The organism is Citrobacter amalonaticus (genome assembly GCF_037053465.1).
Lineage (GTDB): Bacteria > Pseudomonadota > Gammaproteobacteria > Enterobacterales > Enterobacteriaceae > Citrobacter_A > Citrobacter_A amalonaticus_H.
The window spans coordinates 361,511-373,961 of the sequence record NZ_JBALIF010000001.1 but is presented as its reverse complement, the minus strand read 5'-3'; the positions used below and the strand labels follow the sequence as shown (position 1 = coordinate 373,961).

The following is a 12,451-nucleotide window of genomic DNA, read 5'->3' as shown; positions in this document are numbered from 1 at the left end:
ATAAACTGTTTACAGATCACAGGATTACAATAATCACGCTTTATGTTGTCCAAAAAAAGCATTAATGCACAAATAAAACACTGAATGCTAAAACAGCAAAAAATGCTATTATCCAATTATCTGATGTCAGATGCTCGTAGTTGAAAGGATGAGGATATTTTATGGATCAGGCCGGCATTATTCGCGACCTCTTAATCTGGCTGGAAGGTCATTTGGATCAGCCTCTGTCGCTTGACAATGTGGCGGCAAAAGCGGGTTATTCCAAGTGGCATCTGCAAAGAATGTTTAAGGACGTGACAGGCCATGCAATTGGCGCCTATATCCGTGCGCGACGTTTGTCGAAATCCGCTGTTGCGCTGCGGCTGACCGCTCGTCCGATTCTGGATATCGCCCTCCAGTACCGCTTCGACTCGCAACAGACTTTCACCCGCGCGTTTAAAAAACAGTTTGCCCAGACGCCCGCGCTTTATCGTCGCTCACCAGAATGGAGCGCATTCGGTATTCGCCCTCCTTTGCGTCTGGGTGAGTTTACGATGCCTGAGCATAAGTTTGTCACGCTGGAAGATACACGTCTGCTTGGCGTCACCCAGAGTTATTCATGTTCACTTGAGCAAATCTCCGATTTTCGCCACGAGATGCGCATCCAGTTCTGGCGCGATTTTCTCATCAACGCGCCGACCATTCCGCCAGTGCTTTACGGTTTGAATGAAACGCATCCCAGCCTTGAGAGAGATGATGAGCAGGAGGTGTTTTACACCACCGCGTTACCTCAGGAACAGGCCGATGGCTATGTGCAATCGGCACACCCCGTGCTGCTACAGGGTGGAGAATATGTGATGTTTACCTACGACGGGTTGGGAACGGGCGTTCAGGAGTTTATTCTGACCGTTTACGGTACCTGCATGCCGATGCTAAACCTGACGCGCCGCAAAGGTCAGGATATCGAGCGATACTACCCGGCTGAAGATGCCAAAACCGGTGACCGCCCGATCAACCTGCGCTGCGAATTCCTGATTCCGATTCGCCGTTAACGCTGTAACTCATCCAGGGCAGGGGCGTCCAGATGCGAAATGTCCCCTGCCGTTTCCACAACCCATCCCGGCGCCAGCCACAGGCTTTCCTGATAATCCACCCGCGAAATCGAGCAGTTACGCAAACGCAAACGGCGTTCCGCATACGCCGGAAGCCCCAGAATCGTACTGACCAGACAACCCAACGCGATGCCGTGACTGACTAACAGCGGACGACTTCCTTGCGGTAGATCCAGACACGCGGCAAGCGCCCCATGAACACGATCGCCCAGCTCCTGCATCGACTCCCCTTCGGGAATACGCCCGTCAACAGTCCCGTTGACAAGCTGACGACGCCAGTTCTCTTCCTCTTCCGTCAGGGTATCGATATGGCGTTTTTCCAGCACGCCCATATGTAATTCACGCAGGCGAGCGTCAAAAGTGATATCACAACCACAGGCCTGAGCGATGATTTCAGCGGTGCGACGGGTTCGACCCAGATCGCTGCTGATCACATGGGTGATGCCGAGACTTTTCGCACGCTCCCCCACCTGTATAGCTTGCTGCTCACCTTTAGCGGTCAGCGGACTGTCGGACTGGCCTTGAATGCGTCGCTCGGCGTTCCACTGCGTTTCACCGTGGCGAACAAGGTATACCTGTAACATGCTTTTTTTCCGTATACTGCGATGAGTTTTTTCAAAATCGAGCTTAATTATGCACCATGTTGTCTCAGCCACCACCAATCCCGCCAAAATTCAGGCGATTCTGCAGGCATTTACCGAGATCTTCGGTGAAGGATCCTGCCATATTGAGTCTGTGATCGTCGATAGCGGTGTACCGGAACAGCCCTTTGGAAGTGCTGAAACGCGTGCTGGCGCACGGAATCGGGTCGAAAATGCCCGTCGTGCGCAGCCAGATGCAGATTTTTGGGTGGCCATCGAAGCGGGTATTGATGAAGGTGCGACCTTCAGTTGGGTAGTCATCGAAAGCGCCGACCAGCGCGGTGAAGCACGTTCTGCGACCTTGCCGCTTCCTGTGACGATTCTTGAAAAAGTCAGCCAGGGCGAAGCGCTTGGTCCAGTGATGTCGCAGTACACGGGCATCGATGAGATTGGGCGAAAAGAAGGGGCGATTGGCGTATTTACCGCCGGGAAACTGACGCGTGCCAGCGTCTACCACCAGGCGGTAATTCTGGCATTAAGCCCGTTTCATAATGCGATTTACCAATAATGTGATCCTGATTGCCGGATGACGGCTTCGCCTTATCCGACCTACAACGGGCATCATCGCTTTGTAGGCCTGATAAGCACAGCGCCATCAGGCACTCTTCAGCAGTGCCGCTTCCAGCCACTGACGCAACTCAACGGGTGCTGACTTCAGGCTGTTAGACCCTCGGGTGATCGTAGCGATCCCTGCACCCAGCTCGTTTTTGAGTTCACGCTGGCTCATTTCACCCCGTAACAGCTCTTCAATAATACGCACACGCGTGCCCAATGCTTCACGCTCATCCGGCGTCAGCATCAGTTGTAGCAGCGGGAGATGCAAATCCTCTGCATAAGACTGGCGGAGCAACTCCACAAAACGAAGCCACTCCTGATTGCGTTGTTCGGCCATGGCCGATGAATAAGGGGATTGCTGGGTCATGTTATGCCGCCGTTTGTACTCTTGAACGAGTACAAATCATAACATAACCCATCTGATTAATAACGTCTCTGCCACTCAGAATCGCTCATCAGGGTATCTTTCTGCCCCAGAAAATAGCGATAGTAAGCGTCGTAAGCCAGCACGTTCTTCACATAGCCACGCGTTTCCGAGAACGGAATGCTCTCAACAAACGCCACGGCATCGATGCGTCCGGCGCTATTGCCAAGCCAGGTGCGCACGCGCCCCGGTCCGGCGTTATAGGCCGCTGACGAGAAAATCCGGTTATTGCCGAACTGCTGATAGACGTACTGCAGGTAGCTGGTGCCGATGTTGATATTGGTATCCGGATCCAGTAACTGATTCGGACTGCTGTAACCGGGTATAGAGAACATCTTCACCGTATGTGTCGCGGTCCCTGGCATAATCTGCATCAGCCCGCTGGCCCCCACCGGTGATTTCACTTTCGGATTCCAGGCGCTCTCCTGACGCGCGATCGCCATCGCATAACTCTGCGGGATCTCTTTATCGCGGGTATAGCGATTAAACAGATCGTTGTACGCCAGCGGGAAACGCTCCTCCAGATGATCCCAGAGTTTGCCGGCGATGGTCGCCTGCACGCTCAGATCCCACCACTGCTTATTAAATGCATAACGCGCCAGTTGCGCCTGCTCGGTCGTCGTACGGCTGGTGACCAGATTTGCCCATTCGCTGCGGGCAGTGTTATCCATATTCCAGTACATCAGTTCACGAACACGGGCCATTTCCGGCCCCTGAGTCAATGCGTTATCCACATTGTCAGGCGCTTTATCAATCTTCAGAACGTACTCTTCTCCCAGACGCTGCGCGGCGGCCATGGGGTAGAAGCCACGCTGCTGCATCAGCGCGTGCAGGATCTCTTTTGCTTCCGCTTCGCGTCCTCGTTCCAGCAACAAATCGGCCTGCCAGTAGCGCCATTCGTCTTTCTCTTTCGCCTCCATTGGCAGACGCGCCAGCCAGGTGTTCAGGCCCCGGCGATCGCCCGTACCAAGCGCCATTCGCACCCGGCGTTCCACAAGCGTTGTGGATTGCGAACGCATAATCGCATCGTCACGCCATTTCGCCTGCTCGTCCGTTACATCATTTCCCATTAACCGCCAGGCGACGATATCACGGAGTTCCTGGGTTTGGTCCTCATTCAGTTGCTGCGCCTGCACCAGCGAGGGGATCATCAGACGCGCGTTCTCCGCATCCTGTCGGGCGACGCAGGCAAAGGCGATAGCCGCCATCTGACGGGTGAAATCAGTGGCACCGGTGGTCCGTGCAAAGGTCATAACACTGTTCGGATCGTTCGCCAGTTTTATAACCGCTGAGGCGATAGTCTGGTACTCCGTGGGCATCTGCCCGGCCAGCACCGTCACCAGTCCGGTATTTCCTGCTTTCATCGCCAGGCGAATCCGCTCCAGATAAGACAGCGGATCCTGAGAGCCCGACGCACGCCAGACGCTGAACAGTCTGTCACAAGCATTCGGCTGACTTTTCCCGGTTAGCCACAACTCTTTTGCCCCCTGCCAGGCCTCTTCTGCCTGTCCGGTGTTCCACTTCGCGTAATAGTAATTGCACTGGGCTTCGGTCGTTCTCGGCTTTTCGGGGCTAAACGCAAGCAATCCACGCCAGTCTTCACGTCGCGCCAGTTCGTTAACAAAGCGAGACTCCAGAGTACGCGCTGGCGGCAATGTAGGATTAGCACGCACAAAGTTGGTGACCGTGATGGTCGGCTGATTCATCAAATCATCGGTAATTTGACGATATTCCAGATAGGGATATAAGGGGTAATCCTTCAGGCCCGGCATCATTTGTGCAACAACGTCCATCTGACGGTTGTCCCAGGCCTGCTTAATCTGTGCGTAACGGTTACGCTGCTCATCCAGTGAATCGGCTCGCGCGGCCTGGCTTAACGTCAGCACACACACTCCGGCAGCCAGAAGACGCCAGGTAAATCGTTGGGCTTTATCCACAAGCTCTTCCTCTAAATAAGATACGTCATTGCAGCCTCATGCCGCCTAATGATTTTATGCTAACCAGTCATTGTCATTTACGCCACGTCGTGAACACTTTTTTACTTTTACTGAGACCAGGATCTGCTGGCTGGGCTTAAGGAGGGAAAAAGGCTACACTTCGCCTCTGAAAACACTAACTCATCATGATAAATATAGAGGCGAGTCCAACGTGGCCCAATTCGTTTATACCATGCATCGTGTCGGCAAAGTCGTTCCGCCGAAACGTCATATTTTAAAAAACATCTCGCTGAGCTTCTTCCCTGGCGCAAAAATCGGCGTACTGGGCCTTAACGGTGCCGGTAAGTCTACTCTGCTGCGTATCATGGCTGGCATCGATAAAGATATCGAAGGTGAAGCCCGTCCGCAGCCTGGCATCAAAATTGGTTACCTGCCGCAGGAACCTCAGCTTAATCCTGAACACACCGTTCGCGAATCTGTCGAAGAAGCCGTGGCGGAAGTCGTCAACGCGCTGAAAGGTCTGGATGAAGTGTACGCAAAGTACGCTGAACCGGATGCGGACTTCGATAAACTCGCCGCCCAACAGGGCAAGTTTGAAGAGATCATTCAGGCGCATGATGGTCATAACCTGAATGTACAACTGGAACGCGCCGCTGACGCCCTGCGTCTGCCAGACTGGGAGGCAAAAATCGCCACCCTCTCCGGGGGGGAACGCCGCCGCGTCGCGTTATGTCGCCTGCTGCTTGAAAAACCCGATATGCTGCTGCTCGACGAACCGACCAACCACCTGGATGCGGAATCCGTGGCCTGGCTGGAGCGCTTCCTGCACGACTTCGAAGGCACCGTGGTGGCAATTACCCACGACCGTTACTTCCTCGATAACGTCGCGGGCTGGATCCTTGAGCTTGACCGTGGTGAAGGTATTCCGTGGGAAGGCAACTACTCCTCCTGGCTTGAGCAGAAAGATCAGCGTCTGGCGCAGGAAGCGTCTCAGGAAGCGGCTCGTCGTAAATCTATTGAGAAAGAGCTGGAGTGGGTGCGTCAGGGTGCGAAAGGCCGTCAGTCAAAGGGCAAAGCCCGTCTGGCGCGCTTTGAGGAACTGAACAACACCGAATACCAGAAGCGTAACGAAACCAACGAACTGTTTATCCCACCGGGACCGCGTCTGGGCGATAAAGTTGTTGAAGTCAGCCATCTGTGCAAGTCATACGGCGATCGCGTACTGATTGACGATCTGAGCTTCTCCGTACCGAAAGGCGCCATCGTCGGTATTATCGGTCCGAACGGCGCGGGTAAATCCACGCTGTTCCGTATGATGTCCGGTCAGGAACAGCCCGACAGCGGTACTATCACGCTGGGTGAAACCGTCAAGCTGGCCTCTGTCGACCAGTTCCGTGACGCCATGGATAACAGCAAAACCGTCTGGGAAGAAGTGTCCGGCGGGCTGGATATCATGAAGATCGGCAACACCGAAATGCCAAGCCGCGCTTACGTTGGCCGCTTTAACTTTAAAGGTGTTGATCAGGGCAAACGCGTGGGCGAACTGTCCGGTGGTGAGCGTGGCCGTCTGCATCTGGCAAAACTGTTACAGGTTGGCGGCAATATGCTGCTGCTCGATGAACCCACCAACGACCTGGATATCGAAACTCTGCGTGCGCTGGAAAACGCCCTGCTGGAGTTCCCGGGTTGCGCAATGGTTATCTCGCACGACCGCTGGTTCCTGGACCGTATCGCTACCCATATTCTGGACTACCAGGATGAAGGGAAAGTGGAATTCTTCGAAGGTAACTTCACCGAATACGAAGAGTATAAGAAACGCACGCTGGGCGCGGACGCGCTGGAGCCGAAGCGTATCAAGTACAAGCGTATTTCAAAGTAATTGTTAGTCATGCCGGATGGCGGCGAAAACGCCTTATCCGGCCTACAGGACGCGTATCTGTAGGCCGGACAAGCGCCGCGTCATCCGGCATTTTCGATTATTGCGCTTTAGCCGTGGTAGGCCCGATAAGCGCAGCGCCATCGGGCAAACTGCCGGAGGACGTCGTAAGCGTCTTATCCGGCCTACGGGATAGATTTTACTGCGCTTTAGCCGTTGCCGGTTGCTGATCCGCCGCAGGTTCCAGTTGGAACACCACATCGACCTGATCGTCAAACTGAATCGCCGCCTGCTCATACGTTTCCTGAGCAGAAACCGGTGCCGCATCGGCTTTCATCATCCGCACCATCGGGCCTGGCTGATAGTTCGAGACATGGTAGCGCACGCTGTAAACCGGACCGAGCTTGCTGTTAAAACCGGCTGCCAGCTCCTGTGCCTGGTGAATCGCATCCTCGATCGCCGCTTTACGCGCTTTGTCTTTATAAGCATCCGGTTGTGCGACGCCTAACGATACGGAACGAATTTCATTCAATCCCGCCTTCAGCGCGCCGTCCAGCAGCGGGTTAAGCTTATCCAGTTGACGCAGCGTCACTTCCACGGTACGTACCGCGCGATACCCTTTCAGAATACTTTTACCGTTCTGGTAGTCATAATCAGGTTGGGTGCGCAGATTGGCAGAGCTGATATCTTTCTTCGCGATCTGGTTTTGCTCCAGGAAAGAAAGGTACTGCGCCACGCGCTCATCGGCCTGTTTCTTCGCCGTCGCCGCATCTTTCGCCGCGACGTTAACTTCAATCGCCAGCGTAGCGATATCCGGCGCTGCATCCACGCTTGCCGTTCCGGAAGTCACGATGTGCGGTCCGTCAGGCAATTCACCAGCCTGCACCGACATTGCACTCAATCCCACTAATGCCGCCAGGGCCATCACTTTGAACTTCACTGTCGTTCCTCCATGTTACATAAGTTGCCCTGAATTTTAGGGCGCATGCAGGCAAGCTTAGCGCGAATTATGGTGATGTCCATAAGACAACCCTTAGAGCTTACCTAATCAGGCACTTAGTTGAACAAAGCGTGAACATGCGCAACCCCTTCTTTTGCCAGTTGAAAAGCGATAAACCACATCACCGCCCCCACCAGCGTATTGATGATTCGCTGCGCTTTCGCCGTCCGTAAACGCGGCGCAAGCCATGCCGCCAGCAATGCCAGCCCGAAGAACCACAAGAAGGAAGCGCTGACGGTACCGAGTGCAAACCAGCGTTTGGGTTCCACGTCCAGTTGTCCGCCAAGACTGCCCAGCACAACGAAAGTATCCAGATAGACATGCGGATTCAGCCACGTGACGGCCAGCATCGTGGCGATAATTTTCCAGCGCCCCTGCTTCATCACTTCCGCGCTGGCCAGCTCCAGATTGCTGCTCATCGCCGTTTTTAATGCGCCAAACCCGTACCACAATAAAAAGGCCACGCCGCCCCAGGTCACCAGCGCCATCAACCACGGCGACTGCATCAACAGGGCGCTGCCGCCAAAAATTCCGGCGCAAATCAGCACCAGATCGCTTATGGCACACAGCAGCGCAATCATGATGTGGTACTGGCGACGAATCCCCTGGTTCATGACGAACGCATTTTGTGGGCCAAGCGGAAGTATCATGGCAGCGCCAAGCGCAAGCCCTTGAAAATAGTACGATATCACAGTCATTATCCCAAACAATGTCTCTTAAGCGCAGACTATAGCGCGGGGACATTATTAGCGGAAATTGAAAGTTTTAATCGGGTATTAGTCAGGTTAATAATGTGAGAGGAAAAGGCCGGACCATGATATCCGGCCTGACAGGAAGGCTGCGTTATTCCGCCGCGCTCTCTTTTACGCGTTTAAAATTCACATCCATCTGCGGATACGGGAAGCTGATACCGGCGGCGTCAAACTCACGCTTAATGCGCTCCAGCACGTCCCAGTAAACATTCTGCAGATCGCCGCTGTTGCTCCAGACGCGGACCACGAAGTTAATGGATGACGCGCCCAGTTCATTCAGACGCACCGTCATTTCGCGATCTTTCAGGATGCGGTCTTCCGACTCGATAATGCGGGTGAGGATCTGTTTCACCTTATCAATATCAGAGTCATACGCCACGCTGATCATAAACTCATTGCGACGCACCGGTTCGCGGGAGAAGTTAATGATGTTGCCGGCAATGATTTTACCGTTCGGGACGACAACGATTTTGCCATCCACGGTACGCATGGTGGTGGAGAAAATCTGCACGTTAAGCACCGTACCTGCAACGCCGCCCAGGTCAACGTACTCACCAGCACGGAATGGACGGAACATCACCAGCAAGACGCCGGCGGCAAGGTTAGACAGCGACCCTTGCAACGCCAGACCAACCGCCAGACCCGCGGCACCGAGAACCGCAATCACCGACGCGGTCTGCACGCCCACGCGCCCCAGCGCAGCAATCAGCGTGAAGGCGATAATCCCGTAGCGCACCAGCGCAGAGAGAAAATCGGCGACCGTTGCATCAATATGACGCGCCAGCATCAGGCGGTTAACCGTATTCGAGACCAGACGCGCAACAATCATCCCGACAATTATAATGGCAATCGCCGCAACGATGTTGACGGCATAACTCAACAGCAATGCCTGGTTGCGGACCAGCCAGGTTCCCGCACCGTTGATGCTGTCGACAACATTCAAATCTTCCATTTAATGTTCCTTGGTCATAACAAATCAGAGCAAATGAGATCAATCTCACGAAAATACCTTGTTAAAGGTAAACAAAAATAGATGAATACGCCATTTCCGTTAGATCTCTATTCTGGACATTGCTACTTTTGCTGCTCTGCGGGGCGATCGACCATGCGCAGAAATCCCTCCACCAGTGAATGTTTCTGCCTGAAAATATCAGCAATCTCACTAACCACTTTTCCACTTCCGGCATTCTTCCATGCAACAGACAGTGGCGACGGCTGGCGCGGGTTAACCACCGAACGCGCCACCAGCGCGCCGGACTCCACGTAAGGTCGACACAGACGTTCAGGCAAAAAGCCGACGCCCAAACCGCTTAAATGACAAGCCAGCTTGGTGCTCAGATCCGGAACCTTAATTTCCTTTTGTCCGCTTAACAACCAGGCCACTCGCCGGGTCAAGGTGCGCGAAGTATCCTCAATATTGATGGCGGGATAGCGGCGCAGCATATCATCGGAGAGCACCATTGCAGGATGGCTGGCTAACGGGTGATTCTGCGCCACCACAAACTGCCAGCTAATGTCCCCCAACGGCAGCAGCGAAATGTTATTCGACAAAGACTCTGAACCGGTCACACCAATCGCCAGTTGGAAATCGTCATACAGCAGCGAATCCCACACGCCCATATAAACCTGGCGGGAAATCTGAAAACGGGTGAAAGGAAACTGCTGATGCAGCCACGTCAGTAAATCGGCCGTCGTCTGCGGTTGGTACAGTAAATTGTTCACAACGATATTGACCTGGCGTTCAACGCCAGCATTGATTTGCTGAAGCTCATCCGGCATAGCATCCAGCCAGTTGAGCCACTGGCGGCAATGCTCAAGCAGATGCTGACCAGCCAGCGTGAGGCTGACAGAACGGGTGGTGCGTAAAAAAAGCTGCGTTCCCACCTGCTCTTCCAGCGTTTTGATGCGGTAGCTGATAGCGGCAGGCGTTTTATGCAGCGAACTGGCTGCCCGGGAAAAGCTCTCGGTCTCAGCCACCCGAATAAATGTGCGTATCGTTTCCTGATCGAGCATGCAATCCCCTTGAGTCAACCGTCCGTAACCAATGCTGCGCCAGCGCGATGCCTGATACGATGTCAGCACCGGACGTGTGCCCGACGGCAAGCAGGCGACGAAGTCCCCGGTCTGCGTCTTGTCCGGTTTGTAAATCACACATCACACGTAATACTGGCGTAGAAAACTCGCCCAGTCGGGCACTATTAAGATAGCTACAGCTTACCGAAGTTGTCAGCAAGGCAAGTTGATCCGCCGGGGGTAAAAAACGGTGAACCGGCATCCCTGTCGCCACAAAGACCGCCAGCATTCCCGTCAACATATCGTCGCCGCTGGGCGTCAGTCCCGGGCCTCGCCCAATAAGCCAACGCCAGTCAGGAGTGAAGCCAGCTCCCCAGCGGTTTAGCCCGGCAATGATTTCCGCATAACACGTCATCGTGTTGAGCGGTTGATTAAGCGCCCCGCCCAGACCACTTTGCTGAAAATAAGAAGAAAGATCGACAGGCGCGATGGCCGCAGCCCTCACACGCAATTTGAGTTCACGGCGAGCGTGAAGCGCCACGCCCTGCCCACTCAACCGACTCCCCAATTTGTGCAAGCGCGAAACTGCGTTCATACGAGAAAATGACGAATGACTGAGCAGGAGGCCGGTCGGCCCCATACCTTTCCCGTAGCGGTACAGCGTCAGTAATTCGCCATTCGCGTGGATGAAATTGATCGCCTGCGAGAAGCGACTGTGCAACGTCCACTCACCGTCAGGAAGTCGGTAAAGTCCTGCACAGGCCAGCGCATTGAAGGTGACCATGGTTTGCTCCAATATGCCGGATGGCGGTTTCGCCTTATCCGGCCTACAACCGATGCCCGTCTGTAGGCCCGGTAAGCGCAAGCGCCACCGGGCAATTTAACTACGCGGTGATGTGATGTTCCTCCGCCAGCGCCTCCAGCGCTTTTTCAAAGCAGAGCAGCGGGGCGCGAACTGTCCCGGCACCCACCTGACCAATTCCCGCTTCACGGTGTGCAATACCGGTATTGATCAGCGGCGTAATCCCTGTCTCCACAACACGGCGAATATCCAGTCCCAGACATGCGCCTTTGAAATCCCAGGACGGGATCTGGAATAACGGGTTGTTCGCGAGGTAAATTTCCGCCATCTCTTCGGAGGTCTCCAGTGCCGCGCCCATACCGCCAGCGCCGACAAAACGCGTCACGCCGGGTGCGGCAATCATTGCCGCGCCGCCGATGCCCAGCGTCTCGGTAATGGCGCTGTCGCCAATATCCGGGTTGGCATCTGCCTGACTGTAACCGGTAAAGAACAAGCCCTGCGGCGTATTTACCGGCGCGGTAAACCAGCGATCGCCCGTACCACTGACACGAATACCAAAATCACGGCCATTACGCGTCATTGCCGTCACGATAGAGCCTGCTTTAATCACCGCCGCCGCATCCATCACCGCTTTGCTGTAAGCCATCGCCAGGTTGAGGAAGAACTGATCGGTGACGCTCAGGAATTGCAGTACTTCAATGATTTCCGCTTTCGGACGATCCAGGCCCGCAATTACCGGCGATAAGGTACGCAACAGCAGCGACGATGCGGCGATATTACGCTGGTGAAACTCATCTCCCATAGTAATGGCCTGCGCCATCATTGCCGTCAGGTCAACGCCATTCTCCATGTGGGACAGGGCATCCTGTAACACCGGCGCCAGCGTATCTCGCATCCAGCGCAGACGCGTCTGCACATCCTCGCCGTATGCGCCAAAGCGCATGACCTTGCCGATCCCTTCGTTCAGGTTGCAGCAGGACTGATTGCCGTGCACAACATCACGCACCACCAGCACAGGCATATTGGCCGAGGTAATCCCGCCCATCGGCCCCACGGCCCCCACATGATGACACGGGACAAACTCCACTTCCCCCCGGTTCAGTAGCGCCACCGCCTCGTCTTCGCTGGCCGCCCACCCCTCATACAGCGATGCGCCAATACAGGCACCGCGCATAGGCCCTGTCATTTCTTCCCAGGCAATAGGTGGACCAGCATGCAGTAATTTACGTCCAGAGGACAATTCCGCCACGGCCTCTTTTGCCGGGCAAACAGCAACCCAGTGCGGGCGAGCGGCTTTAATTCGTTCAATAATGGCTTCGTTGGCCTGTGCAATTGATGAATACATATCGGTACCTCTGAA

At 54.6% G+C, this 12,451-nt stretch carries 12 protein-coding genes; 3 read left to right on the top strand and 9 right to left on the bottom strand.

What is annotated here, in order from left to right; all coding sequences use genetic code 11:
* Positions 1-161 precede the first annotated feature (161 nt).
* Entirely contained in the window at positions 162-1,031 is an 870-nt protein-coding gene (gene robA, locus WB371_RS01755) for an MDR efflux pump AcrAB transcriptional activator RobA (protein ID WP_336218405.1), read from the top strand.
* Here robA and gpmB read toward each other — a convergent pair.
* On the bottom strand, positions 1,028-1,675 hold the full coding sequence (gpmB, locus tag WB371_RS01750; protein WP_336218404.1) for a 2,3-diphosphoglycerate-dependent phosphoglycerate mutase GpmB: 648 nt from the start codon (positions 1,673-1,675) through the stop codon (positions 1,028-1,030). The two genes, robA and gpmB, sit on opposite strands and share 4 nt — an antisense overlap.
* 49 nt (positions 1,676-1,724) lie before the next feature.
* On the opposite strand from gpmB, the gene yjjX reads away from it, so the two are divergent.
* A complete protein-coding gene (gene yjjX / locus WB371_RS01745; RefSeq protein WP_336218403.1) occupies positions 1,725-2,240 on the top strand; it encodes an inosine/xanthosine triphosphatase in 516 nt (171 codons plus the stop codon).
* Between the two features lie 87 nt (positions 2,241-2,327).
* Here the strand turns inward: yjjX and trpR are convergent, their stop codons facing one another.
* Together trpR and sltY are read right to left on the bottom strand one after the other, a co-directional pair.
* Complete coding sequence (gene trpR / locus WB371_RS01740; RefSeq protein WP_336218402.1) at positions 2,328-2,654, bottom strand: trp operon repressor; 327 nt, start codon at positions 2,652-2,654, stop codon at positions 2,328-2,330.
* A gap of 56 nt (positions 2,655-2,710) precedes the next feature.
* Positions 2,711-4,648, bottom strand: a complete 1,938-nt coding sequence (sltY, locus tag WB371_RS01735; protein WP_336218401.1) for a murein transglycosylase — start codon at positions 4,646-4,648, stop codon at positions 2,711-2,713.
* Positions 4,649-4,859: 211 nt separating this feature from the next.
* Here sltY and ettA point away from each other — a divergent pair, with 211 nt between their 5' ends.
* Positions 4,860-6,527 (top strand): energy-dependent translational throttle protein EttA, encoded by a 1,668-nt coding sequence (gene ettA / locus WB371_RS01730; RefSeq protein ID WP_336218400.1) that lies wholly within the window; start codon positions 4,860-4,862, stop codon positions 6,525-6,527.
* A 196-nt stretch (positions 6,528-6,723) separates the two neighbouring features.
* Here the strand turns inward: ettA and WB371_RS01725 are convergent, their stop codons facing one another.
* The 6 genes from WB371_RS01725 to WB371_RS01700 form a co-directional block, all read right to left on the bottom strand.
* Positions 6,724-7,464, bottom strand: coding sequence for an oxidative stress defense protein (locus WB371_RS01725; RefSeq protein ID WP_336218399.1), 741 nt, complete (start codon positions 7,462-7,464; stop codon positions 6,724-6,726).
* A gap of 116 nt (positions 7,465-7,580) precedes the next feature.
* Positions 7,581-8,216 carry an arginine exporter ArgO gene (gene argO, locus WB371_RS01720; RefSeq protein ID WP_336218616.1) on the bottom strand — a complete coding sequence of 212 codons (636 nt, stop codon included), beginning with the start codon at positions 8,214-8,216 and terminating at the stop codon, positions 7,581-7,583.
* A 151-nt stretch (positions 8,217-8,367) separates the two neighbouring features.
* A complete protein-coding gene (locus WB371_RS01715; RefSeq protein WP_336218398.1) occupies positions 8,368-9,228 on the bottom strand; it encodes a small-conductance mechanosensitive channel MscS in 861 nt (286 codons plus the stop codon).
* Positions 9,229-9,350: 122 nt separating this feature from the next.
* Positions 9,351-10,289 carry an HTH-type transcriptional activator AllS gene (gene allS / locus WB371_RS01710; RefSeq protein ID WP_336218397.1) on the bottom strand — a complete coding sequence of 313 codons (939 nt, stop codon included), beginning with the start codon at positions 10,287-10,289 and terminating at the stop codon, positions 9,351-9,353.
* Entirely contained in the window at positions 10,246-11,073 is an 828-nt protein-coding gene (locus WB371_RS01705; RefSeq protein WP_336218396.1) for a DUF2877 domain-containing protein, read from the bottom strand. The genes allS and WB371_RS01705 overlap by 44 nt, the downstream gene beginning before the upstream one ends.
* A 100-nt stretch (positions 11,074-11,173) precedes the next feature.
* A complete protein-coding gene (locus WB371_RS01700; RefSeq protein ID WP_336218395.1) occupies positions 11,174-12,436 on the bottom strand; it encodes a DUF1116 domain-containing protein in 1,263 nt (420 codons plus the stop codon).
* Positions 12,437-12,451 lie beyond the last annotated feature (15 nt).